The 23,617-nt window shown below is 63.4% G+C and carries 20 protein-coding genes; 12 read left to right on the forward strand and 8 right to left on the reverse strand.

All coding sequences use genetic code 11. From position 1 onward, the window contains the following. Nucleotides 1–4: 4 nt before the first annotated feature. From prmA to OH705_RS13745, 4 genes are all read right to left on the reverse strand, one after another. Nucleotides 5–883 carry a 50S ribosomal protein L11 methyltransferase gene (gene prmA, locus OH705_RS13730; RefSeq protein ID WP_046854052.1) on the reverse strand — a complete coding sequence of 293 codons (879 nt, stop codon included), beginning with the start codon at nucleotides 881–883 and terminating at the stop codon, nucleotides 5–7. Nucleotides 884–1,050: 167 nt separating this feature from the next. Beyond that, a complete protein-coding gene (locus OH705_RS13735; protein ID WP_267302367.1) occupies nucleotides 1,051–3,861 on the reverse strand; it encodes an FAD-binding and (Fe-S)-binding domain-containing protein in 2,811 nt (936 codons plus the stop codon). Nucleotides 3,862–3,930: 69 nt separating this feature from the next. Further along, nucleotides 3,931–5,076, reverse strand: coding sequence for an FMN-dependent L-lactate dehydrogenase LldD (gene lldD, locus OH705_RS13740; RefSeq protein WP_038706870.1), 1,146 nt, complete (start codon nucleotides 5,074–5,076; stop codon nucleotides 3,931–3,933). 63 nt (nucleotides 5,077–5,139) lie between these two features. Then, nucleotides 5,140–6,810, reverse strand: coding sequence for a lactate permease LctP family transporter (locus tag OH705_RS13745; RefSeq protein WP_267302368.1), 1,671 nt, complete (start codon nucleotides 6,808–6,810; stop codon nucleotides 5,140–5,142). Between the two features lie 260 nt (nucleotides 6,811–7,070). Between OH705_RS13745 and OH705_RS13750 the strand changes: the two genes are divergently transcribed. Further along, nucleotides 7,071–7,838, forward strand: coding sequence for an FCD domain-containing protein (locus tag OH705_RS13750; protein ID WP_023629356.1), 768 nt, complete (start codon nucleotides 7,071–7,073; stop codon nucleotides 7,836–7,838). Between the two features lie 118 nt (nucleotides 7,839–7,956). On the opposite strand, the gene smpB is transcribed toward OH705_RS13750, so the two are convergent. Continuing rightward, a complete protein-coding gene (gene smpB / locus OH705_RS13755) occupies nucleotides 7,957–8,439 on the reverse strand; it encodes an SsrA-binding protein SmpB (RefSeq protein WP_023629355.1) in 483 nt (160 codons plus the stop codon). Between the two features lie 161 nt (nucleotides 8,440–8,600). Here smpB and OH705_RS13760 point away from each other — a divergent pair, with 161 nt between their 5' ends. After that, a complete protein-coding gene (locus tag OH705_RS13760) occupies nucleotides 8,601–9,035 on the forward strand; it encodes a type II toxin-antitoxin system RatA family toxin (RefSeq protein ID WP_267302369.1) in 435 nt (144 codons plus the stop codon). Between the two features lie 88 nt (nucleotides 9,036–9,123). Here the strand turns inward: OH705_RS13760 and OH705_RS13765 are convergent, their stop codons facing one another. Beyond that, nucleotides 9,124–9,642: an outer membrane protein assembly factor BamE gene (locus tag OH705_RS13765; protein ID WP_023629354.1), complete on the reverse strand. Its 519-nt coding sequence runs from the start codon at nucleotides 9,640–9,642 to the stop codon at nucleotides 9,124–9,126. A gap of 97 nt (nucleotides 9,643–9,739) precedes the next feature. Between OH705_RS13765 and fur the strand changes: the two genes are divergently transcribed. Continuing rightward, nucleotides 9,740–10,144 (forward strand): ferric iron uptake transcriptional regulator, encoded by a 405-nt coding sequence (fur, locus tag OH705_RS13770; protein ID WP_028691268.1) that lies wholly within the window; start codon nucleotides 9,740–9,742, stop codon nucleotides 10,142–10,144. A gap of 77 nt (nucleotides 10,145–10,221) precedes the next feature. Here the strand turns inward: fur and recN are convergent, their stop codons facing one another. After that, a complete protein-coding gene (gene recN, locus OH705_RS13775; protein ID WP_094012246.1) occupies nucleotides 10,222–11,895 on the reverse strand; it encodes a DNA repair protein RecN in 1,674 nt (557 codons plus the stop codon). Nucleotides 11,896–12,078: 183 nt separating this feature from the next. Here recN and grpE point away from each other — a divergent pair, with 183 nt between their 5' ends. The 8 genes from grpE to OH705_RS13815 all read left to right on the forward strand — a co-directional run bounded on the left by grpE (nucleotide 12,079) and on the right by OH705_RS13815 (nucleotide 22,413). Continuing rightward, a complete protein-coding gene (gene grpE, locus OH705_RS13780) occupies nucleotides 12,079–12,633 on the forward strand; it encodes a nucleotide exchange factor GrpE (protein ID WP_023629352.1) in 555 nt (184 codons plus the stop codon). A 101-nt stretch (nucleotides 12,634–12,734) separates the two neighbouring features. Next, complete coding sequence (gene dnaK, locus OH705_RS13785) at nucleotides 12,735–14,660, forward strand: molecular chaperone DnaK (RefSeq protein ID WP_023629351.1); 1,926 nt, start codon at nucleotides 12,735–12,737, stop codon at nucleotides 14,658–14,660. Between the two features lie 212 nt (nucleotides 14,661–14,872). Further along, the gene (gene dnaJ, locus OH705_RS13790; RefSeq protein ID WP_028691264.1) at nucleotides 14,873–15,997 is read left to right on the forward strand and encodes a molecular chaperone DnaJ; all 1,125 of its coding nucleotides are present in this window, start codon (nucleotides 14,873–14,875) and stop codon (nucleotides 15,995–15,997) included. A 13-nt stretch (nucleotides 15,998–16,010) separates the two neighbouring features. Beyond that, nucleotides 16,011–16,817: a 4-hydroxy-tetrahydrodipicolinate reductase gene (gene dapB, locus OH705_RS13795; RefSeq protein WP_038706867.1), complete on the forward strand. Its 807-nt coding sequence runs from the start codon at nucleotides 16,011–16,013 to the stop codon at nucleotides 16,815–16,817. Between the two features lie 226 nt (nucleotides 16,818–17,043). Next, the gene (carA, locus tag OH705_RS13800; protein WP_023629348.1) at nucleotides 17,044–18,180 is read left to right on the forward strand and encodes a glutamine-hydrolyzing carbamoyl-phosphate synthase small subunit; all 1,137 of its coding nucleotides are present in this window, start codon (nucleotides 17,044–17,046) and stop codon (nucleotides 18,178–18,180) included. Between the two features lie 105 nt (nucleotides 18,181–18,285). Further along, entirely contained in the window at nucleotides 18,286–21,507 is a 3,222-nt protein-coding gene (gene carB / locus OH705_RS13805) for a carbamoyl-phosphate synthase large subunit (protein WP_031314636.1), read from the forward strand. Then, a complete protein-coding gene (gene greA / locus OH705_RS13810; RefSeq protein ID WP_082120346.1) occupies nucleotides 21,504–21,986 on the forward strand; it encodes a transcription elongation factor GreA in 483 nt (160 codons plus the stop codon). The genes carB and greA overlap by 4 nt, the downstream gene beginning before the upstream one ends. Beyond that, nucleotides 21,964–22,413 (forward strand): MFS transporter, encoded by a 450-nt coding sequence (locus OH705_RS13815; protein WP_082120347.1) that lies wholly within the window; start codon nucleotides 21,964–21,966, stop codon nucleotides 22,411–22,413. The genes greA and OH705_RS13815 overlap by 23 nt, the downstream gene beginning before the upstream one ends. A gap of 12 nt (nucleotides 22,414–22,425) precedes the next feature. On the opposite strand, the gene OH705_RS13820 is transcribed toward OH705_RS13815, so the two are convergent. Continuing rightward, the gene (locus OH705_RS13820) at nucleotides 22,426–22,734 is read right to left on the reverse strand and encodes a YhbY family RNA-binding protein (protein ID WP_027595032.1); all 309 of its coding nucleotides are present in this window, start codon (nucleotides 22,732–22,734) and stop codon (nucleotides 22,426–22,428) included. Nucleotides 22,735–22,836: 102 nt separating this feature from the next. Between OH705_RS13820 and rlmE the strand changes: the two genes are divergently transcribed. Then, nucleotides 22,837–23,463, forward strand: a complete 627-nt coding sequence (gene rlmE, locus OH705_RS13825) for a 23S rRNA (uridine(2552)-2'-O)-methyltransferase RlmE (RefSeq protein ID WP_011532133.1) — start codon at nucleotides 22,837–22,839, stop codon at nucleotides 23,461–23,463. Nucleotides 23,464–23,617: the final 154 nt, after the last annotated feature.

Below are 23,617 nucleotides of genomic sequence, written 5' to 3' on the forward strand. Positions count from 1 at the left end.
GCGCTTAGCGGCGGCGACCACTGATACGTACCCAGCCGTCGCGCACGACGATCGGGTCCAGGTCGAAGTCGGCGGCATAGGCGGCGGCCACTTCCTCACCCTGTTCGGCGAGGATGCCCGACAGCGCCAGCAGGCCGCCGGGGCGCACCAGGCCGGACAACTGCGGCGCCAGCGATACCAGCGGGCCGGCCAGGATGTTCGCGACCAGCACGTCGGCCTGCATGGCCGGCATCTGCTCGGGCAGGTACAGGTCGAACGTGTCGTCGGCAATGCCGTTGCGCTGGGCGTTGTCACGCGAGGCCTCGATAGCCTGCACGTCGATGTCGGTGCCGACCGCGTGGCGGGCGCCGAGCAGCAGCGCGGCAATGGCCAGGATGCCCGAGCCGCAGCCGAAGTCGAGCACTTGCGTGCCTTGCAGCTGCTGGCCGTCGAGCCATTCCAGGCACAGCGCGGTGGTCGGGTGGGTACCCGTGCCAAAGGCCAGGCCCGGGTCGAGCAGCAGGTTCACCGCGTCCTTTTCCGGGGCTTCGTGCCAGCTCGGCACGATCCACAGGCGCTGGCCGAAGCGCATCGGCTGGAAGTTGTCCATCCAGCTGCGCTCCCAGTCCTGGTCCTCGATCACCTCGGCGTGGTACTCGGGCAGCTCGGCGCCGGTCAGCAGGCGCAGGTGGGCGAACACCTGCTCGGGCTCGGCATCGGCCTCGAACAGCGCCAGCAGGTGCGTGTGCGACCACAGCGGGGTGGTGTTGAGGTCCGGTTCGAAGATCGGCTGGTCTTCTGCGTCCATGAAGGTCACCGAGACGGCGCCCACTTCAAGCAGGGCGTCTTCGTAGGTTTCGGCTTGTTCCGGGCTGATGGCCAGGCGTACTTGCAGCCAGGGCATGGCGGGCACCTTTGGTAAATCGACAGGGGCAGCCCGAGGCTGCGCGAAAAGGCCGCCAGTTTACTTGAGTGCGTGGGGTTTGTGCAGGACGCAGTTGTGCTGGCGGCTTTGCCGGCGCCATCGCGGGGCTAGCCCGCTCCCACCAGAGAGCGGGGCTGCCTTGCGGTTCAGAGACTGCGCGCCCGCGTCACCCGGTCCACCAGGTACACAAGCCCGTGATAATCGATGCCACTGTGGCTCGACAGGCCGATCTCGCAGGTGCGGCTGGTGGAGATCCCCTCGCTGCAATACTGCACCGCGTCCTTGAGGGTACGCAGCGAATGGGCGTTGAGCTCAGGTGTGGTGAAGCCCTTGTCGCCGGCGAAGCCGCAGCAATGGATGCCTTCGGGGATCACCACCTGCTTGCTGCAGCGCCGCGCCAGGTCGATCAGCGCCTGGCTTTCGCCCAGGTGCTGGGTGCTGCAGGTCACGTGCACCGCCACGGGCTCGTCCTGGGGGGTGAACTCCAGCTTGTCGACCAGGTGGGTGCGGATGAAGCGCACCGGGTCGTACAGGTCCAGCCGCGATTCGCCCAGGTCCTGCACCAGGCGCAGGGTGCAGGGGCTGGTGTCGCAGTAGATCGGGTCAAGGCCGCCGCGGCTGGCGTGCAGTAGTGCGTTGATCAGTTCCTGGCGCTTGTGCTCGGCCTGCTCGGGGTAGCCCTTGGAGGCGAACGGCTGGCCGCAGCACAGACTGTCGGCGTTGTCCGGGAACACTACCTGGTAGCCGGCCTTCTCCAGCAGGGCACGGGTCTTGTCCAGCAGCGAACTCTGCTCGCGGTCGGCATAGGCCGGGCCCATCACCCGCGAAACACAGGCGGCCAGGTAGACCACGCGAGGGCGGGCGTCGTGGCTCGCGGTGCTGAACTCGAAGGCCCGCAGTGGCTGCGGCATGGCGGGGGTCCACTGTGGCAGGCGGCCTTTGCTGGCCTTGCTCAGGCGGGCGCTGAGCCGGCTCATGCGCGGGGCACCGAGCAGCTTGCGCGCGCCATTGGCGGCGGCCAGCGTGAAGCGCGCGCCGCGCAAGGTGGCGTGAAAATGCTCGGCCAGCCAGTCGGCGGTCTTGCCGTGCTCGGCCGCCTGACCGCGCAGCTTCTTCACCAGCTCGCCGGTGTTGATGCCCACCGGGCAGCGCTGGGCGCACAGGCCGGTGGCGGCACAGGTGTCGATGCCCTGGTACTGGTAGGTGCGCAGCAGTTCGCGGGTATCAACGCCGGCGCGTTTCTTCGCCTGGATGTCGCGCCACATGACGATGCGCTGGCGCGGGCTCAAGGTAAGGCCTTTCGACGGACACACCGGCTCGCAGAAACCGCACTCGATGCACTTGTCGACGATCTCGTCGGCGGCCGGCAGCGGCTTGAGGTTCTTCAGGTGGATGTCGGGGTCCTCGCTCAGCACCACATCGGGGTTGAGGATGCCGTTGGGGTCGAGCAGGCGCTTGAGCTTCCACATCAGCTGGTAGGCGTCATGCCCCCATTCCAGTTCGACGAAGGGCGCCATGTTGCGCCCGGTGCCGTGCTCGGCCTTGAGCGAGCCGCCGAATTCCACTGCCACCAGCTGCGCCACGTCGTCCATGAAGGCCTGGTAGCGCTCCACTTCCTCGGCGCTGTTGAAGCCCTGGGTGAAGACGAAGTGCAGGTTGCCTTCCAGGGCGTGGCCGAAAATGATCGCCTCGTCATAGCGGTGCTTGTCGAACAGCTGGATCAGGCGGTTGACGCCTTCGGCCAGTTGTTCGATGGGGAAGGTCACGTCCTCGATGATCACCGTGGTGCCGGTCTGGCGCACGGCGCCGACGGCGGGGAAGGTGTCCTTGCGGATCTTCCACAGCTGGTTGTACACCGCCGGGTCTTCGCTGAACGCGACCTTCTGCTCCAGCGGGTAGTCGTCGATGGACGCCATCACCTGCTCGAGCTGCTCGTGCAGCAGGCTCTGGCTGGCGGCGCGGCACTCGATCAGCAGGGCGCAGGCGTTGGCCGACAGGTCCTTGACCCACGCCGGCATGCCCGGCATCTCCTGCACCGAGCGCAGGCTGCGGCGGTCGAGCAGCTCAACGGCGGAGACTGGCTGGCGCTTGAGCACGGTCACGGCGCGGCAGCAGCTTTCGACGCTGGGGAACACCAGCAGGGCGCTGGCCTTGTGCGGGTGGTCGGGCACGGTGTTGTAGGTGACGGCGCTGATGAAACCAAGGGTGCCTTCGGAACCGACCAGCAGGTGCTGCAGGATATCGAGCGGCTGGTCGTAGTCCACCAGTGCGTTGAGTGATAGCCCCGTGGTGTTTTTCAGCCGGTACTTGTGCCGGATGCGCTCAGCCAGCGCGGTGTTGGCGCGGGTCTCGCGGCCAAGGCGGGCCAGTTCGTCCAGGAGGCCGGCGTGGCTGTGCTCAAAGGCGGCGACGCTGGCCGGGTCCTCGCTGTCCAGGCGAGTGCCGTCGGCCAGCACCAGGCGCAGGCCGGCGAGGGTGTGATAGGTGTTCTGCGCGGTGCCGCAGCACATGCCGCTGGCATTGTTGGCGACGATGCCGCCGATCTTGCAGGCGTTGATCGATGCCGGGTCCGGGCCGATCTTGCGCCCATAGGGGGCCAGCCAGGCATTGGCCTGGGCGCCGATCACGCCGGGCTGTAGTCGGATCTGCCCGCCCTGGTGGCGAATCTCCCGGCCATTCCAGTTGTCGCCGAGCACGATCAGCACCGAGTCGCTGATGGCCTGGCCGGACAGGCTGGTGCCGGCGGCGCGGAAGGTCACCGGCACCCGGTCGCGCTGGGCCAGCTGGATCAGCGCGACTACTTCGTTCTCGGACTCCACGCGCAGCACCAGCTTGGGGATCAGCCGGTAGAAGCTGGCGTCGGTGCCGAAGGCCAGGGTCGAGGTCGGGTCGTCGAAGCGGCGTTCGGCGGGGATCAGGCGCTCGGCATCACGCAGGAACGCGGCGGGCAGGCTCATGCAATCTCCTCGCGGGGCCGCGGCGTCTGGTGCGCGGCGTGCCCCGGGTATTCAGGCGTTGGTGGGCGCTCAGGCGCCCAGTTCGCGGACCAGCGAGTCTTTGCTGATCTCGCCGATGGACTTGGCGCCGGTCAGCACCATGGCCACGCGCATCTCTTTCTCGAACAGCTCCAGCAGGTTCTTCACCCCGGCCTCGCCGTGGGTGGCCAGGGCATAGAGGAAGGCGCGGCCGATCAGCACGCTGTCGGCGCCCAGGGCGATCATGCGCACCACATCGAGGCCGCTGCGGATGCCGGAGTCGGCGAGGATCTTGATATCGCCCTTCACCGCGTCGGCGATGGCCGGCAGGGCGCGGGCGCTGGACAGCACGCCATCGAGCTGGCGACCGCCGTGGTTGGAGACGACGATGCCGTCGGCGCCGAACTTGACCGCGTCGCGGGCGTCATCGGCGTCGAGGATGCCCTTGATGATCATCGGGCCGTCCCAGAATTCGCGGATCCACTCCAGGTCTTTCCAGGAGATGGACGGGTCGAAGTTGTTGCCCAGCCAGCCGATGTAGTCGGCAAGGCCCGTGGGGTTGCCGCGGTAGGCGGAGATATTGCCCAGGTCGTGGGGGCGGCCCATCACGCCGACGTCCCACGCCCATTGCGGGTGGGTCATCGCTTGCAGTACGCGGCGCAGCGGGCCGTTGGCGCCGCTCATGCCGGAGTGGGCATCGCGGTAGCGCGCGCCGGGCACGGGCATGTCGACGGTGAACACCAGGGTCTTCACTCCGGCGGCCTTGGCGCGCTCCAGGGCGTTGCGCATGAAGCCGCGGTCCTTGAGCACATACAGCTGGAACCACATCGGCCGGTCGATGGCCGGGGCCACTTCTTCGATCGGGCACACCGATACCGTCGACATCGTGAACGGAATGCCATGGGCCGCCGCTGCGCGTGCCGCCTGCACTTCGCCACGGCGGGCGTACATGCCGGTGAGGCCGACCGGGGCCAGGGCCACGGGCATGCTCAGGGTTTCGTCGAACAGCTGCGTCTGCAAGCTCAGCTCGGACATGTTCTTCAGCACGCGCTGGCGCAAGGCGATGCCGGCCAGGTCCGAGACGTTGTGGCGCAGGGTGTGTTCGGCGTAGGCGCCGCCGTCGGCGTAGTGGAACAGGAAGGGAGGCAGCTTGCGTTGGGCCGCGGCGCGATAGTCGGTGGAGGCGGAAATGATCATGGATTCTCGCAGCGTTGCTTGTGGGGAATGCCGGGCGCGTCAAGGCGCCCGGCCCCTGTCACTTTAGTGATGAACCAGCATGCCAGTGAGCCAGTAGGCCTGGACCAGAGTAATCAGGCCGACGATGGTGGCGAAGAACAGGCTGTGCTTGACGGTGAAGCGGAACAGGTCGGATTCCTTGCCGACCAGGCCTGTGGCGGCGCAGGCCACGGCGATCGACTGCGGCGAGATCATCTTGCCGGTCACGCCGCCACTGGTGTTGGCCGCCACAAGCAGGGTGTCGTTGACCCCGATCTGGTGCGCGGTAGTAGCCTGCAGCGAGCTGAACAGGGCGTTGGACGAGGTATCCGAACCGGTCAGGAACACGCCCAGCCAGCCGAGGAACGGCGAGAAGAACGGGAACGCCGCGCCGGTGCCGGCCAACACCAGGGCCATGGTCGAAGACATGCCCGAGTAGTTGGTGACGAAGGCGAAGGCCAGCACCATGCCGATCGACAGGATCGGCCAGCGCAGTTCCCAGAAGGTTTCTTTGAAAGTGGTAAGACCAGTTTTGAAGTTGATCTTCAGCACCCACATCGAGATCAGTGCCGAGAGGAAGATCGCGGTGCCGGTGGCGGAGATCGGGTCGAGCTTGAACACCGCCGGCATGGCGGTGGGCGCTGTGACGATTGGTGCGGTCTTGACCACCAGCTGGTCGAGGTGCGGGATGGCGAAGTTGAACACGAAGTTGTACATCGCGCCGCCCGGGGCGAAGGCCGCCTTGAACGGTTTCAGGGTCCAGATGGTCACCAGCACGGTGAGGATCAGGAACGGTGACCAGGCCTTGAAGATCTCGCCAAAGCTGTACGGGCTCGGTTGGCTGCCGCTGGATTGCACGACGGCGGCGCCGACACTGCCCTTGGCTTCGGCGAACGCGCGCTTGGGCTGCCAGACCTTGAGGAACAGGGTCAGGGCGATCAGGCTGGCCAGGGCCGAGGTGATGTCGGGCAGCTCCGGGCCGATGAAGTTGGAGGTGAAGTACTGGGTGACGGCGAAGCTCAGGCCGGCCACCAGGGCGGCAGGCCAGGTCTCTTTCACGCCGCGCACGCCGTCCATCATGAACACCAGCCAGAACGGCACGAACAGCGACAGCAGCGGCAGTTGGCGGCCGGTCATGGCGCCGATGTGGAAGGCATCGATGCCAGTCACCTGGCCGGCGACGATGATCGGGATGCCCAGGGCGCCGAAGGCCACCGGGGCGGTGTTGGCGATCAGGCACAGGCCGGCGGCGTACAGTGGGTTGAAGCCCAGGCCCACCAGCAGCGCGGCGGTGATCGCTACCGGGGCGCCGAAGCCGGCCGCGCCTTCGAGGAAGGCGCCGAAGCAGAAGCCGATCAGCAGTACTTGCAGGCGCTGGTCGTCGGTGATCGACAGTACCGAGCTGCGGATGACTTCGAACTGGCCACTCTTGACCGTGAGTTTGTAGAGGAACACCGCGGCGACGATGATCCAGGCAATCGGCCACAGGCCGTAGAGGAAGCCATAACTCGCAGCGGCCAGTGCCATGTCGACAGGCATCTGGAAGGCGAAGATCGCCACCAGGATCGACAGTGCCAGGGTGATGCTGCCGGCGACGTGGCCCTTGAGGCGGAACACGGCGAGGGCGAGGAAGAAGAACACGATTGGGATGACCGCCGCCAGCGCGGACAGGCCAAGGCTACCAAGCGGGGTATAGAGTTGTTGCCAGGTTTGCATATGGGGTGGCCCCTAATTGTTGTTGGTCAAGGCACTGGCATTGGATAATTGGTAAGACCAATTTACAATGGCTGGTCGCTAGGTTAAGAGCGCCACGCAGGGTGTGTCAATTTGTCCTGTGGGAAACTTTGGTCGGATGCCGATGAGCGGGCATCTGATTGGCTGGGAAAAACGCCGCCTGACGGCTGTCGGCGCAAGCCGGATAGGCGCAGAATAGGCGCCCCCGGATTGGCATCCCCGGGGTTCGTGGAGAGCATGTGATGGTTTTTGATCAGGTCCGCCAGCGGCGCCTGTCCGACGACATCGTCGATCGGTTGGAAGGGATGATTCTCGAAGGCACCCTCACCTCGGGTCAGCGCCTGCCGGCCGAGCGCGCCCTGGCCGAGCAGTTCGGCGTGTCGCGGCCGTCGTTGCGCGAGGCTATCCAGAAGCTGGTGGCCAAGGGCTTGCTGGTCAGTCGCCAGGGCGGCGGCAACTATGTGGCCGAGTCATTGGGCTCGACCTTCAGCGACCCCTTGCTGAAGCTGCTCGAATCCAGCCCCGAGGCGCAGCGTGACCTGCTGGAGTTTCGTCATACGCTGGAGGCGTCCTGCGCCTACTACGCGGCGCAGCGCGCCACCGAGCCGGATCGTGAGCGGCTGAAGACTGCGTTCGACGCCTTGCAGGACTGCTACAACCGTGTCGGTGAGGTGGATCGGGCGGAGGAGGGGGCTGCCGATGCTCGCTTCCATCTGGCCATTGCCGAGGCCAGCCACAATGCCGTGTTGTTGCACACTATTCGCGGGTTGTTCGACCTGCTCAAGCGCAATGTGGTGACCAACATTGGCGGCATGTACCAACAACGCACTGAGACCCGCGACATGCTGATCAGCCAGCATCGCGAGTTGTACCTGGCGATTGTCGAAGGGCGTGCGGAGGACGCGCGGGAGGTTTCCAGCCGGCACATCCTGTATGTGCAGGAGGTGCTGCAGGAGGCGCAGCAGGAAGCACAGCGGGTTGCGCGGGCGGAGCGGCGCAGCGGGCGCTGATTCTGGGCTTCGTGGGAGCGGGCTGGCCCCGCGATCGCGCTAGCATGGGCAGCGGTGCTGCCTGGCCTGGCGCGATCGCGGGGCAAGCCCGCTCCCACGGGAAAGGTCAGGCCGAGCCTTACTCTTCCTTGCCCTTGTTGCGCATCGTGCGCTGCAGCTCGCGGTTGGAGTCGCGCTCGCGCACGGTATCGCGCTTGTCGAACTCCTTCTTGCCCTTGCCGAGTGCGATCTCACACTTGATCAGGTGCTTGCTCCAGTACAGCGACATCGCCACGCAGGTGTAGCCCTTCTGCGCCACGGCCGCTTCCAGGCGCTCGAGCTCGCGCTTGTTCAGCAGCAGCTTGCGGGTGCGGATGGGGTCGGCAATGACGTGGGTGCTGGCGGTGTTCAGTGGGGTGATGTGGCTGCCGAACAGCCAGGCTTCGCCATCCTTGAGCAGCACGTAGCTGTCGGTCAGGTGCGCCTTGCCGGCCCGCAGGCTTTTTACTTCCCAGCCGGACAGGACCAGCCCGGCCTCGAACTTGTGTTCGATGAAGTAATCGTGTCGCGCTTTCTTGTTCTGCGCGATGGTCCCGGTCGGATGCTTCTTTTGTTTAGCCATAGGGGCGGCATTATAGGCAGTCGCCGCGTCCTCGGCTACGGGGTTTAGCTGCGCTTGAGCCTGTTGTGTGAATCCCGGACAATGCAACCCACGCTCTGCCGCGCAGAGCCGTTTTCAAGGCGCTGACAAGCGCTGCCGCCCAGTTTGGAAGTGACGCCTGGATGACTACCCATATTCAACGCTCCGCTCTGCTGCCGTACCCTGCCCAGGCGCTCTACAACCTGGTCAACGATGTGGCGAGCTACCCGGAGTTCCTGCCCTGGTGCTCGGCGTCCACAGTGCTCGAGGCCAGTGATACGCACATGCGCGCCAGGTTGGAAGTGGCCAAGGGTGGCATGAGCCAGCAGTTCATCACGCGCAATGTGCTGGTGCCGGGGCAGTCGATCGAGATGAACCTGGAAGAGGGGCCGTTCACCCAGTTGCATGGGCTGTGGGTGTTCAAGTCGCTGGGAGAAAAGGCCTGCAAGATCAGCCTCGACCTGTCGTTCGACTACGCCGGTGCCCTGGTGCGGGCCACCTTGGGGCCACTGTTCAACCAGGCAGCCAACACTATGGTCGATGCCTTCTGCCAGCGGGCCAAGCAGCTCAATGGTTGAGGGTGCGCGTGGCGGGTGAGTAAACTCCGTCATTCATGCAGGCAATAAAAAGCCCGGAAACGATCCGGGCTTTTTAGTATCGGCGCATTTACTGCGGCGAAGTTTCCAGCGGTGCTGGTGTTGGCACCGGGGTGGTCTCGACGTTGTCGATTTCCTTTTGCAGCGAGTCTTCCAGCGAGCCTGGCTTGGCCGGCTTCTCGGATTGGCTCGGTTGCTTGTCCGGGTTGACTGTAGTGTCGCCGCTGCCGCCGAGGATTTCCTGGTCGCGGCTGACGCCTGGCATGAAGTCGCCTGAGAGGTTGACCAGTTGGTCGTTCTCGTTGAAGAAAATGCTCATGCGCTCTTGCTGGCGCTGGCCGCCGCCAGGCTGCAGGCTGTAGAGGTAATCCCAGCGATTGGTGTGGAAAGTGTCCTGCAGCAGGGGGTTACCCATGATAAACCTTACTTGTCGGCGGGTCATTCCCGGGCGCAATTGGTCTATCATGTCCTGCGTGACGACATTGCCCTGCTGGATGTCGATTTTGTAAACCCCGGGAAACGAGCAACCGGCGAGTGCGAGCAGTCCCACGAGGGTGAGGCTGTTTAGCAAGAGCTTGGTGTTTTGCATCGGTGGGCGACTTCCACTATCTTGGCTGGACAACGTAAACCCCGATCATACCCGTATTAAGAGAAGCTGCGAAGCAGCATCGGCGAGAAAGCTGACCATGGTTGAAAATAGCGAATTGCGCAAAGCGGGCCTCAAGGTAACCCTGCCTCGAGTAAAGATTCTTCAGATGCTCGACTCCGCCGAGCAGCGTCACATGAGTGCCGAGGATGTGTACAAGGCGCTGATGGAAGCTGGCGAAGATGTCGGTCTGGCGACCGTGTACCGCGTACTGACCCAATTCGAAGCGGCGGGCCTGGTGGAGCGCCACAACTTTGATGGCGGCCACGCGGTGTTCGAGCTGGCGGATGGCAAGCACCACGATCACATGGTCAACGTGGACAGCGGTGAAGTCATTGAATTCTTCGATGCCGAAATCGAGAAGCGCCAGAAAGAGATTGTTGCCGAGCATGGCTTCGAGCTGGTGGACCACAATCTGGTGCTGTACGTACGTAAAAAGAAGTAACGATTGAATCGTTATTGACGACAAAGGCGACCTTCGGGTCGCCTTTGTGCGTTTTGGGTTGGGCTCGCTTCGGCCGCTCAGGTCTTGCTGGTCACCACCATCTTGCGCGCATGGGCCAGCGACTCCTTGGTGAGGTCGATGCCGCCCAGCATCCGCGCCACTTCCTCGACCCGCTCGCGCTTGCCCAGGCTGGCCACGGCGGTGTGTGTGGTGTCGCTGTTGCGCACCTTGTGCACGAACAGGTGGTGATGCCCTTGGGCGGCTACCTGTGGCAGGTGGGTCACGGTCAGCACCTGGCCGCGTTCGCCGAGGCGGCGAAGCAATTGGCCGACGATCTCGGCGGTCGGGCCGCCGATACCCACGTCGACTTCGTCGAATACCAGGGTCGGAATGCGTGAAGTCTGTGCGGTGATCACCTGGATCGCCAGGCTGATGCGTGACAGCTCGCCGCCTGAGGCCACCTTGGCCAGGCCCTTGAGTGGCTGACCAGGGTTGGCGCTGACCAGCAGCTCGATCTGCTCCAGGCCGTGGGGCGAGAGGTCAGTGCTTTCGAAGGGGGTGAGTTCGATGCAGAAACGCCCGCCTGGCATGCCCAGGCGCTGGATTTCCTGCTCCACTGCGGTGGCCAGCTGTTTGGCCGCCTGCTGGCGCAGGGCGCTGAGCTCAATGGCCTTCTCTTTATAGTGCTGGGCGAAGGCCGCGAGCTCCTCGCCCAGCCGCTCGATCGATTCGTCGCTGGCATTCAGGCCCTCCAGCTCTTCCATCAGTCGCTGTTGCAGGTGCGGAAGTTCGGTGGGGTGCACGCGGTGTTTGCGCGCGAGGGTATAGATAGTGTCCAGGCGTTCTTCGAGGGTCTGCAGGCGCATCGGGTCGGCATCGAAGTTGTCGAGGAAGCGGTTGAGTTCGCCGACGGCCTCCTCCACCTGGATCTGCGCGCTGGCAATCAGGTTGACCGCCTCGCCCAGTGCCTTGGGTGCATTGCCTACCGCGCCGAGGCGATTGAGGCTCATGGTCAGGGCGCTCAGTACGTTGCCCGAATCGCTTTCGCTGCACTGCTCGATGACCTGGCGGCAGATGCCGAAGAGTGCCTCGGCGTTGGTCAGGTTCTTGTGCTCCTGCTCCAGCTGTTCCAGCTCGTTTTCGCCAAGGCCGAGGTTGTCGAGTTCTTCCAGCTGGTAGCTGAGCAACTGGTGGCGCGCCCGCTGCTCGTCGCCGGAGTTGCTCAGGCGCTCCAGCTCCTGGCGCGTCTGGTTCCAGCGCTTGGCGGCCAACTGCACCTGGCGGGCCAGGTCGGTGGCGCCGGCGTACTCGTCCACCAGGCGGCGATGGGTGTCGGTTTTCAGTAGTGACTGGTGTTCGTGCTGGCTGTGGATGTCGATCAGCAGCTCGCCCAACGCCTTGAGGTCGCCCAGCGGGCAGGGGGTGCCATTGATGTAGCCGCGGCTGCGGCCCTCGGCGGTGATCACCCGGCGCAGGATGCACGGGCCGTCGCTTTCCAGGTCACGCTCGGCGAGCCAGGCGTGCGCCTCGGGGATGTCGACCAGGTCGAAGGTGGCGAGGATGTCCGCCTTGTCGGTGCCCGGGCGCACCACGCCGCTGTCGGCGCGATCGCCAAGGGCCAGGCCGAGGGCGTCGAGCATGATCGACTTGCCGGCCCCGGTCTCGCCGGTGATGACGGACATGCCGCGGGCGATCTCGAGGTCGAGGTGTTCGACGATGGCGTAGTTGTGGATGGACAGGTGCACCAGCATTGGGGCGGCTCCCGAGGGGTCGTGTCTGGATATTTATACAGTGCTTTTCGCGAGTCTGCCAATAGCCGGTCGACGAATGTAGAAAAGCACCTGCCCCCTTGAACCTGGTTTTTCCGACCCCATATAGCCGGCATGACATGGCGAGCCTGGCTCGCACGACAGAAATCGTGGAGGAGAAACCCAATGGCTGACGAACAGCTGGATGAGAAGAACCTGAATTCCGAAGAAGCCGGTGCAGCAACCGCCGACGCGCGCGTTCTGGAGCTCGAAGAGCAGCTGGCCGCCGCCAAGGATCAATCCCTGCGCGCCGCCGCCGACCTGCAGAACATCCGTCGCCGTGCCGAGCAGGACGTCGAGAAGGCGCACAAGTTCGCCCTGGAGAAATTCTCCTCCGACCTGTTGCCGGTGATCGACAGTCTGGAGCTGGCCCTGGCGCACTCCAGCGCCGAAGACGAGAACGTCAAGAAGATCCGTGAAGGTGTCGAGCTGACCCTGAAGATGTTCCAGGACACCCTCAAGCGCTACAACCTTGAGGCCGTCGATCCGCACGGTCAGCCGTTCAACGCCGAACACCACCAGGCGATGGCCATGCAGGAAAGCGCCGATGTCGAGCCGAACAGCGTGATCAATGTGTTCCAGAAGGGCTACCTGCTCAACGGCCGCCTGCTGCGCCCCGCCATGGTGGTGGTCAGCAAGGCGCCGAGCGCTGCGCAGCCTTCGATCAATGAAAAGGCTTGAAATCTTTCCGGGCGCCCCCATCTAGGTGTCAAGCCTTCAAGTATTAGCGCAGATGGCCAAAGCAGTCACTGCTACCAAATTCAAGTTTCGGGAGAATCATCATGGGTAAAATCATCGGTATCGACCTGGGGACCACCAACTCCTGCGTCTCCGTGCTGGAAAACGGCACCGCCAAGGTCATCGAGAACGCCGAAGGCGCGCGCACCACGCCTTCGATCATCGCCTACGCCAACGACGGCGAAATCCTGGTTGGCCAGTCGGCCAAGCGCCAGGCGGTCACCAACCCGCACAACACCCTGTTTGCGGTGAAGCGCCTGATCGGCCGCCGCTTTGAAGAAGACGTCGTCCAGAAAGACATCAAGCTGGTGCCTTACAAGATCGTCAAGGCCAACAACGGTGATGCCTGGGTCGAGGCTTCCGGCAAGGAAATGGCGCCGCCGCAGATCAGCGCCGAAGTCCTGAAGAAAATGAAGAAGACCGCCGAAGACTACCTCGGCGAGCCTGTCACCGAAGCGGTCATCACCGTGCCGGCCTACTTCAACGACAGCCAGCGCCAGGCGACCAAGGACGCCGGCCGCATCGCTGGCCTGGACGTCAAGCGCATCATCAACGAACCGACTGCCGCCGCGCTGGCCTACGGCATGGACAAGGGCAAGGGCGACCACACCGTCATCGTCTATGACCTGGGTGGTGGTACCTTCGACGTATCGGTCATCGAAATCGCCGAAGTCGACGGTGAGCACCAGTTCGAAGTACTGGCCACCAACGGCGACACCTTCCTGGGTGGTGAAGACTTTGACATGCGCCTGATCGACTACCTCGTCGACGAGTTCAAGAAAGAGTCCGGCATGGACCTGAAGAACGATCCCCTGGCCCTGCAGCGCCTGAAAGAAGCCGCTGAAAAAGCCAAGATCGAGCTGTCCTCGGCCCAGTCGACCGACGTCAACCTGCCGTACATCACTGCAGACGCAACCGGTCCGAAACACCTGAACGTGAAGATCTCCCGCGCCAAGCTGGAGTCGCTGGTCGAAGACCTGGTCAACCGTACCATCGAGCCATGCCGAATCGCCCTGAAGGACGCCGGCATCGATGCCAGCAAGATCGACGACGTGATCCTGGTCGGTGGCCAGACCCGTATGCCGATGGTGCAGAAAGCCGTTGCCGACTTCTTCGGCAAGGAAGCGCGCAAGGACGTCAACCCGGACGAAGCCGTCGCCATGGGTGCCGCCATCCAGGGCGCCGTTCTGGCTGGTGACGTGAAGGACGTACTGCTGCTGGACGTCAGCCCGCTGACCCTGGGTATCGAAACCATGGGTGGCGTGATGACCGCGCTGATCGAGAAGAACACCACCATCCCGACCAAGAAGTCGCAGGTGTTCTCGACCGCCGATGACAACCAGGGCGCCGTGACCATCCACGTGCTGCAGGGCGAGCGCAAGCAAGCTTCGCAGAACAAGTCGCTGGGCAAGTTCGACCTGGCCGATATTCCGCCGGCTCCACGTGGCGTACCGCAGATCGAAGTGACCTTCGACATCGACGCCAACGGCATCCTGCACGTCGGTGCGAAGGACAAGGCCACCGGCAAGGCGCAGTCGATCGTGATCAAGGCCAACTCCGGCCTGTCCGACGAAGAAATCGAGAAAATGGTGCGTGACGCCGAGGCCAATGCCGAGGAAGACCGCAAGTTCGAAGAGCTGGCCGCCGCCCGTAACCAGGGTGACGCGCTGGTCCACTCGACCCGCAAGATGATCACTGAAGCGGGTGACAAGGTCACCGCCGAAGAGAAAACTGCCATCGAGGCCGCCGTGGTAGCCCTGGAAGCCGCCGTCAAGGGCGACGACAAGGCTGCCATCGACGCCAAGGTCGAGGAGCTGTCCAAGGTTTCGGCCCCTGTTGCCCAGAAGATGTACGCCGAGCAACAGGCCGAGCAACCGCAGGGCGGCGCCCAGCAGGCCGAGCCGGAAGCCAAGCATGACGACGTGGTTGACGCCGAGTTCGAAGAAGTAAAAGACAACAACAAGCAGTAAATCCTGCATGTTGTCGCCCAGTTCACCGTCGTTTGCCGGTGAGCTGGTAGGATGTCGCCGCGCGGGGGCTTGCTCCCGCGTTGGCGTGTCTGGAACACGAGAATTATTTACAGCATCTGTCTGGGCGCATTCGCGTATGGCGGCAGGTGCTGACGGCATGGCGCACCGATGCGCAGAGGTATGCCGAACGCCCCCAAGAGTGCAAATGACCTATGGCAAAGCGTGATTTTTATGAAGTCCTGGGTGTCGAGCGTGGCGCCAGTGAAGGTGATCTGAAGAAGGCCTACCGCCGTCTGGCGATGAAGTACCACCCTGACCGCAACCCGGGTGACAAAGAGTCCGAAGACCTGTTCAAGGAGGCCAACGAGGCCTACGAAGTGCTGTCGGATGCCAGCAAGCGTGCGGCGTACGACCAGTACGGCCATGCCGGCGTCGACCCGAGCATGGGCGGCGGCGGTGCCGGCTTCGGTGGTGCCAACTTCTCCGATATCTTCGGCGATGTCTTCAGTGATTTCTTCGGCGGTGGTCGTGGTGGTGGTCGTGGCGGCGCCCAGCGTGGCAGCGACCTGCGCTACACCCTCGAGCTCAATCTCGAAGAGGCGGTGCGCGGTACCACGGTCAATATCCGCGTCCCCACGCTGGTCAACTGCAAGCCGTGCGATGGCTCCGGCGCCAAGAAGGGCTCGACCCCGTCGACCTGCCCGACCTGTGGCGGTATCGGCCAGGTGCGCATGCAGCAGGGCTTCTTCGCGGTGCAGCAGACCTGCCCGCGCTGCCACGGCCAGGGCAAGATCATCACCGACCCTTGCGGCTCGTGCCACGGCGAAGGCCGTGTCGAGGAATACAAGACCCTGTCGGTCAAGGTGCCGGCTGGCGTCGATACCGGCGATCGCATCCGCCTGTCCGGCGAAGGCGAGGCGGGTGCCCATGGCGGCCCTACCGGTGACCTGTACGTGGTCGTCAATGTGCGCGAGCACCCGATCTTCCAGCGCGACGGCAAGCACCTCTACTGCGAAGTGCCGATCAGCTATACCGATGCCGCCCTGGGGGGCGAGCTGGAAGTGCCGACCCTCGATGGTCGCGTGAAGCTGAAGATCCCCGAAGGTACCCAGACCGGCAAGCAGTTCCGCTTGCGTGGCAAGGGCGTGGCACCGGTGCGCGGTGGCGCGGCAGGCGACCTGCTGTGCCGAGTGGCGGTGGAAACGCCGGTCAACCTCAGCCGTCGCCAGCGCGAGCTGCTCGAAGAGCTGCGCGATTCGCTGGAAGGCGACAGCTCCCATTCGCCCAAGGCCAGCGGCTGGTTCGAGGGTGTGAAGCGCTTCTTCGGCGATCTCTGAGAAGGAACAGGCTATGCGACGTATTGCGGTAATGGGCGCGGCGGGGCGGATGGGCAAGACCCTCGTCGAGGCTGTGCAGCAGCAGGCGCCCCAGACCGGGCTGACGGCGGCGATCGATCGCCCGGACAGCTCGCTGGTCGGGGCCGATGCCGGCGAACTGGCGGCCCTGGGGCGTATCGGCGTGCCGATCTGCGATGACCTGGCCAAGGTCGCCGACGAGTTCGATGTGCTGATTGACTTCACGCATCCTTCGGTGACCCTGAAGAACCTGGCGTTCTGCCGCAAGGCAGGCAAGGCCATGGTCATCGGCACCACCGGTTTCACGCCGGAAGAGAAAGAGCTGCTGGCGGAGGCGGGCAAGGAAATCCCGATCGTCTTCGCCGCGAACTTCAGCGTGGGCGTGAACCTCAGCCTCAAGCTGCTGGACATGGCGGCCCGGGTGCTGGGCGATGATGTGGATATCGAGATCATCGAGGCCCATCACCGGCACAAGGTCGATGCGCCGTCGGGGACCGCGCTGCGCATGGGTGAAGTGGTTGCCAATGCGTTGGGGCGTGACCTGCAGGAAGTGGCGGTTTATGGGCGCGAAGGCCAGACCGGTGCTCGTGATCGCAAGACCATCGGTTTCGCCACCGTGCGTGCCGGTGATGTGGTCGGTGACCACACTGTACTGTTCGCCGCCGAAGGCGAGCGCCTGGAGATCACCCACAAGGCCTCCAGCCGCATGACGTTCGCCAAGGGCGCCGTGCGCGCTGCGCTGTGGCTGGAAGGGCGCGAGCCTGGCCTGTACGACATGCAAGACGTGCTCGAACTGCGTTGATGCCGTGGGGCTGCCTGGCAGCCCCTTGTCGCATTGGTGTGTTTTAGAGACACATCTACGGTAGACCGAAAACGCACTTTTCTGTAAGCTACAGCTTTAGTGTGTCCACTAAAAGCGCGCAGCGAATTGAATTCAGCACTTAAAAGCGGGGTGACGTGTCCATACGTCACTCCGCTTTTTTGCAACCTGCGATCGCCCTTTCATGCTTGATTTACGGGAGGTCTTCTTGACAAAGCCAGCCATACTCGCCCTTGCCGACGGCAGTATTTTTCGCGGTGAAGCCATTGGTGCCGACGGTCAGACCGTTGGTGAGGTGGTATTCAACACCGCTATGACCGGCTACCAGGAAATCCTTACAGACCCTTCCTACTCGCAGCAAATCGTCACCCTGACCTACCCGCACATCGGCAATACCGGCACTACCCCGGAAGACGCCGAATCCAACCGCGTCTGGTCCGCCGGCCTGGTCATCCGCGACCTGCCGCTGCTGGCCAGCAACTGGCGCAATACCCAGTCGCTGCCTGAGTACCTCAAGGCCAACAACGTTGTCGCCATCGCCGGTATCGATACCCGTCGCCTGACCCGTATCCTGCGTGAAAAGGGCGCCCAGAACGGCTGCATCCTCGCCGGTGACAACATCACCGAAGAGCAGGCCATCGCCGCTGCCCGTGCCTTCCCGGGCCTGAAGGGCATGGACCTGGCCAAGGTCGTTTCCACCAAGGAGCGCTACGAGTGGCGTTCCAGCGTGTGGGAACTGAAGACCGACAGCCACCCGACCATCGACGCTGCCGACCTGCCTTACCACGTGGTTGCCTTTGACTACGGCGTCAAGCTGAACATCCTGCGCATGCTGGTCGCGCGTGGTTGCCGCGTGACCGTGGTGCCAGCCCAGACCCCGGCCAGCGAAGTGCTCGCGCTCAACCCCGATGGTGTGTTCCTGTCCAACGGCCCTGGTGATCCGGAGCCATGCGACTACGCCATCCAGGCGATCAAGGAAATCCTCGAAACCGAGATTCCGGTCTTCGGCATCTGCCTCGGCCACCAGCTGCTGGCCCTGGCCTCCGGCGCCAAGACCGTGAAGATGGGCCATGGCCACCACGGTGCCAACCACCCGGTCCAGGACCTGGACACCGGCGTGGTCATGATCACCAGCCAGAACCACGGCTTTGCCGTCGACGAAGCCACCTTGCCGGCTAACGTACGCGCCATTCACAAGTCGCTGTTCGACGGCACCCTGCAGGGTATCGAGCGCACCGACAAGAGCGCGTTCAGCTTCCAGGGCCACCCTGAAGCGAGCCCGGGCCCGACCGACGTCGCGCCACTGTTCGATCGTTTCACCGATGCCATGGCCAAGCGCCGCTGAGCATCCTGCTTCAAGGCCCCGGGCCGGCTTGTGCCGCGCCCGGAAGCGCCTGACCCAGATTGTTCAAAGCGGCTTGCCGACTGACCCCGGATTTGAGTGACCACCATGCCAAAACGTACAGACATCAAAAGCATCCTGATTCTCGGCGCTGGCCCGATCGTGATCGGCCAGGCCTGTGAGTTCGACTATTCCGGCGCCCAGGCCTGCAAGGCCCTGCGCGAGGAAGGTTTCCGCGTCATCCTGGTGAACTCCAACCCAGCCACCATCATGACCGACCCGGCCATGGCCGACGCCACCTACATCGAGCCGATCAAATGGCAATCGGTGGCCAAGATCATCGAAAAAGAGCGTCCGGACGCCGTCCTGCCGACCATGGGCGGCCAGACCGCGCTGAACTGCGCCCTGGACCTGGAGCGCCATGGCGTTCTGGAAAAGTTCGGCGTAGAGATGATCGGTGCCAACGCCGACACCATCGACAAGGCCGAAGACCGCTCGCGCTTCGACAAGGCCATGAAGGATATCGGCCTTGAGTGCCCGCGCTCGGGTATCGCCCACAGCATGGAAGAGGCCAATGCGGTCCTCGAGAAGCTCGGCTTCCCATGCATCATCCGCCCGTCCTTCACCATGGGCGGCACCGGTGGCGGTATTGCCTACAACCGTGAAGAGTTCGAAGAAATCTGCACCCGTGGTCTGGACCTGTCGCCGACCAAGGAACTGCTGATCGACGAATCGCTGATCGGCTGGAAGGAATACGAGATGGAGGTGGTCCGCGACAAGAAGGACAACTGCATCATCGTCTGCTCCATCGAAAACTTCGACCCGATGGGCGTGCACACCGGTGACTCGATTACCGTGGCTCCGGCACAGACCCTGACCGACAAGGAATACCAGATCATGCGCAACGCCTCGCTGGCGGTGCTGCGTGAAATCGGTGTCGAAACCGGTGGTTCCAACGTGCAGTTCGGCATCTGCCCGAACACCGGCCGCATGGTCGTGATCGAGATGAACCCGCGTGTTTCGCGTTCGTCCGCCCTGGCGTCCAAGGCCACCGGCTTCCCGATCGCCAAGATCGCCGCCAAGCTGGCCATCGGCTACACCCTGGACGAACTGCAGAACGACATCACCGGCGGCCGTACCCCGGCGTCCTTCGAGCCGTCGATCGACTACGTCGTCACCAAGCTGCCACGCTTCGCCTTCGAGAAGTTCCCCAAGGCCGACGCCCGTCTGACCACCCAGATGAAGTCTGTCGGTGAAGTCATGGCCATCGGCCGTACCTTCCAGGAATCCCTGCAGAAAGCCCTGCGTGGCCTGGAAGTCGGCGCCTGCGGCCTCGACCCGAAAGTCGACCTGGCCAGCCCGGAAGCCGCCAGCATCCTCAAGCGCGAACTGACCGTGCCGGGTGCCGAGCGTATCTGGTATGTCGCCGATGCCATGCGTTCGGGCATGACCATCGAGGAAATCTTCCAGCTGACCGGCATCGACCTGTGGTTCCTGGTGCAGATGGAAGACCTGATCAAGGAAGAAGAGAAGGTCAAGACCCTGGCCCTGTCGGCGATCGACAAGGACTACATGCTGCGCCTCAAGCGCAAGGGCTTCTCGGACCAGCGCCTGGCCAAGCTGCTCGGCATCACCGACAAGAACCTGCGCCGTCACCGCCACAAGCTGGAAGTGTTCCCGGTGTACAAGCGCGTCGACACCTGCGCCGCCGAGTTCGCCACCGACACCGCCTACCTGTACTCGACCTACGAGGAAGAGTGCGAGGCCAACCCGTCGACCCGCGACAAGATCATGATCCTGGGTGGTGGGCCGAACCGTATCGGCCAAGGCATCGAGTTCGACTACTGCTGCGTGCACGCAGCGCTGGCACTGCGTGAAGACGGTTACGAGACCATCATGGTCAACTGCAACCCGGAAACCGTCTCCACCGACTACGACACCTCCGACCGTCTGTACTTCGAGCCGCTGACCCTGGAAGACGTGCTGGAAGTCTGCCGCGTCGAGAAGCCGAAGGGCGTCATCGTCCACTACGGCGGCCAGACCCCGCTGAAACTGGCCCGTGCCCTGGAAGAAGCCGGCGTGCCAATCATCGGCACCAGCCCGGACGCCATCGACCGCGCCGAAGACCGCGAGCGTTTCCAGCAGATGGTTCAGCGCCTGAACCTGCTGCAGCCGCCAAACGCCACCGTGCGCAGCGAAGACGAAGCCATCAAGGCGGCCGGCACTATCGGCTACCCGCTGGTGGTGCGCCCGTCCTACGTGCTGGGCGGCCGTGCGATGGAGATCGTCTACGAGCTGGACGAGCTCAAGCGTTACCTGCGTGAAGCGGTGCAAGTGTCCAACGACAGCCCGGTGCTGCTCGACCACTTCCTCAACTGCGCCATCGAGATGGACGTGGATGCGGTCTGCGACGGCACCGACGTGGTGATCGGCGCGATCATGCAGCACATCGAGCAGGCCGGCGTTCACTCCGGTGACTCGGCGTGCTCGCTGCCACCTTACTCGCTGAGCAAGGAAGTGCAGGACGAAGTCCGCGTACAGGTCAAGAAAATGGCCCTGGAACTGGGCGTGGTCGGCCTGATGAACGTGCAGCTGGCCCTGCAGGGCGACAAGATCTACGTGATCGAGGTCAACCCGCGCGCCTCGCGTACCGTGCCGTTCGTGTCCAAGTGCATCGGCACCTCGCTGGCGATGATCGCCGCGCGCGTCATGGCTGGTAAAACCCTGAAAGAACTGGGCTTCACCCAGGAAATCATCCCGAACTTCTACAGCGTGAAGGAAGCCGTCTTCCCGTTCGCCAAGTTCCCAGGGGTTGACCCGATCCTCGGCCCTGAGATGAAATCCACCGGTGAAGTCATGGGTGTCGGCGACAGCTTCGGTGAAGCCTTCGCCAAGGCCCAGATGGGCGCCAGCGAAGTGCTGCCGACCGGCGGTACCGCGTTCATCAGCGTGCGCGACGACGACAAGCCGCAAGTGGCTGGCGTTGCCCGCGACCTGATCGCCCTGGGCTTCGAAGTGGTTGCAACTGCAGGTACCGCCAAGGTTATCGAAGCGGCCGGCCTGAAAGTGCGCCGTGTGAACAAGGTGACCGAGGGTCGCCCACACGTGGTCGACATGATCAAGAACGACGAAGTGTCGCTGATCATCAACACCACCGAAGGCCGCCAGTCGATCGCCGACTCCTACTCGATTCGTCGCAATGCGCTGCAGCACAAGATTTACTGCACCACCACCATTGCGGCCGGTGAAGCCATCTGCGAGGCGCTGAAATTCGGTCCGGAAAAGACCGTTCGTCGCCTGCAGGATCTGCATGCAGGACTCAAAGCATGAGCATTACCAAGTACCCGATGACCGTCCAGGGCGCTCGCGCCCTGGAAGAAGAGCATCTGTTCCTGAGCAAGACCGAGCGCCCGCGCCTGAGCCAGGCTATCGGTGAGGCCCGCGAGCTGGGCGATCTCAAGGAAAACGCCGAATACCATGCCGCCCGTGAGGAGCAGGGCATGGTCGAGGCGCGTATTCGCGATATCGAAGGCCGCCTGCAGAACTCGGTGGTGATCGACGTGACCACCATTGCCCACACCGGCAAGGTCATCTTCGGCACCACTGTCGATCTGGAGAACACTGAAACCGGCGATCAGGTGACCTACCAGATCGTTGGCGAAGATGAAGCCGACGTGAAGAAAGGCAAGCTTTCCAGCGGTGCACCTATCGCCCGTGCCATCATTGGCAAGGAAGAAGGTGACACGGTGGTCGTGAAGACGCCGAACGGTACGGTCGAGTACGAGATTGTCGAAGTCAAGCACATCTGACCGGCGCCTGCGGGCGCCATCCCTCGAGGGGATCCTCTGGCAGCTGGCCCAGGTTTTCTGGGTCGGCGGCCTGTGGGTGTTCCACGTGGGGCTGGTGCCTGCGCTGAAAGTCAGTGGCCTGGCGCCGTTGCTGGTGCACGACATTGCTGCACAGATCGACCGTTGGTTGATCGGCGTGGCAATGCTCGGGCTGTTGACCCAGCTGGCGGTATTGGCGAGGGTGGATGGCCTGGCGGCCTGGTGGCGGCAATTTCGCGGCCAGATGCTGTTGCTCGGTTTTGCTGCCTGCGTCAGCTACTACACTCTGCGCTACGGGATCTCCGTGGGCGAACGCTGGCAGATGTTCTGCTTTTTGGTGCTGGGTTTTTCCGGCATCGTGCTGGTGGCCCAGCCGGTTCCGGTCAGGGCGCGCAAGGCGCGCCACTGATCGGCGCCACCGTTACTTGAAGCGGTGGATGTTGGACAGCTGCTTGTTCGGCTGTGGGTTCTTGCGGTAGATCAGCGCCTTCTTGCCGATGGTTTGCACCAGCTCGGCGCGGCCGACCTTGCACAGTTCGGCGATCGCGGCGGCGCGCTCTTCACGGTCTTCCGAACGGATTTCGACCTTGATCAGCTCGTGATCGGCCAGGGCGCGTTCCAGTTCGGCGGCGACGCCTTCGTTCACGCCGTTGCCAGCAACGATCAGGACCGGCTTCAGGTCATGACCAATGGACTTGTATTGCTTCTTCTGCTCGTTATTGAGCGGCATAATCTGACCCTTTTCGTCTGATTCTGTAAAATTGACGGGCATTTTACCCGAGGGCCCCTGGCTCCGCCCAGTCAAACACGACGCATATCATCGAGGTGCCCCGTGGTACAACGTTCCAAAAGCAGCGCAAACTGGCTGCGAGAGCATTTCAACGATCCTTTTGTGAAACAGGCGCAGAAGGATGGCTACCGCTCGCGTGCGAGCTACAAACTGCTGGAGATCCAGGAAAAAGACCGCCTGATCCGCCCCGGCATGAGCGTGATCGACCTCGGCGCAGCGCCAGGTGGCTGGTCGCAGGTGACCAGTCGTCTGATTGGTGGCCAAGGGCGGTTGATCGCCTCGGACATCCTGGAAATGGACTCGATCCCGGACGTTACCTTCATCCAGGGCGACTTTACCCAGGACGAAGTGTTGCAGCAGATCCTGCAGGCGGTCGGTGATTCGCACGTAGACCTTGTGATTTCCGATATGGCCCCCAATATGAGTGGTACGCCCGCGGTGGACATGCCGCGTGCCATGTTCCTCTGTGAACTGGCCCTGGATCTGGCTACCCGCGTGCTCAAGCCCGGCGGGGATTTCCTGATCAAGATCTTCCAGGGCGAGGGTTTCGACATGTACCTGAAGGACGTGCGCAGCAAGTTCGACAAGGTGCAGATGCGCAAGCCGTCGTCCTCGCGGGATCGCTCCCGCGAACAGTACCTGTTGGGCAAGGGTTTCAAGGGAGCGTGAAAGGCGTGCTGCGGGGTTGCCGATAGTTATTTCCAATCGGCGGCTCCGTCTGGATCGTCCGAACTTCGTGTAGTCTAGCTTTCACAAAGGGTTACAGACGGTGCCTGCGGATGCGTGGGTAATGTAGTAAGTTAGGGCGATGAATATCATGCGA

Origin of the sequence: Pseudomonas sp. BJa3, assembly GCF_026343815.1 — a bacterium.
GTDB lineage: Bacteria > Pseudomonadota > Gammaproteobacteria > Pseudomonadales > Pseudomonadaceae > Aquipseudomonas > Aquipseudomonas soli.

Coding starts and splice junctions, on each gene's coding strand:
- dapB (WP_038706867.1), top strand. CDS start 16,011: ATGCGACGTATTGCGGTAATGGGCGCGGCGGGGCGGATGGGCAAGACC.
- greA (WP_082120346.1), top strand. CDS start 21,504: ATGAGCATTACCAAGTACCCGATGACCGTCCAGGGCGCTCGCGCCCTG.
- OH705_RS13765 (WP_023629354.1), bottom strand. CDS start 9,642: ATGCAAAACACCAAGCTCTTGCTAAACAGCCTCACCCTCGTGGGACTG.
- dnaK (WP_023629351.1), top strand. CDS start 12,735: ATGGGTAAAATCATCGGTATCGACCTGGGGACCACCAACTCCTGCGTC.
- carB (WP_031314636.1), top strand. CDS start 18,286: ATGCCAAAACGTACAGACATCAAAAGCATCCTGATTCTCGGCGCTGGC.
- OH705_RS13760 (WP_267302369.1), top strand. CDS start 8,601: ATGACTACCCATATTCAACGCTCCGCTCTGCTGCCGTACCCTGCCCAG.
- recN (WP_094012246.1), bottom strand. CDS start 11,895: ATGCTGGTGCACCTGTCCATCCACAACTACGCCATCGTCGAACACCTC.
- OH705_RS13750 (WP_023629356.1), top strand. CDS start 7,071: ATGGTTTTTGATCAGGTCCGCCAGCGGCGCCTGTCCGACGACATCGTC.
- grpE (WP_023629352.1), top strand. CDS start 12,079: ATGGCTGACGAACAGCTGGATGAGAAGAACCTGAATTCCGAAGAAGCC.
- lldD (WP_038706870.1), bottom strand. CDS start 5,076: ATGATCATTTCCGCCTCCACCGACTATCGCGCCGCGGCCCAACGCAAG.
- OH705_RS13735 (WP_267302367.1), bottom strand. CDS start 3,861: ATGAGCCTGCCCGCCGCGTTCCTGCGTGATGCCGAGCGCCTGATCCCC.
- prmA (WP_046854052.1), bottom strand. CDS start 883: ATGCCCTGGCTGCAAGTACGCCTGGCCATCAGCCCGGAACAAGCCGAA.
- OH705_RS13745 (WP_267302368.1), bottom strand. CDS start 6,810: ATGCAAACCTGGCAACAACTCTATACCCCGCTTGGTAGCCTTGGCCTG.
- fur (WP_028691268.1), top strand. CDS start 9,740: ATGGTTGAAAATAGCGAATTGCGCAAAGCGGGCCTCAAGGTAACCCTG.
- OH705_RS13820 (WP_027595032.1), bottom strand. CDS start 22,734: ATGCCGCTCAATAACGAGCAGAAGAAGCAATACAAGTCCATTGGTCAT.
- smpB (WP_023629355.1), bottom strand. CDS start 8,439: ATGGCTAAACAAAAGAAGCATCCGACCGGGACCATCGCGCAGAACAAG.
- dnaJ (WP_028691264.1), top strand. CDS start 14,873: ATGGCAAAGCGTGATTTTTATGAAGTCCTGGGTGTCGAGCGTGGCGCC.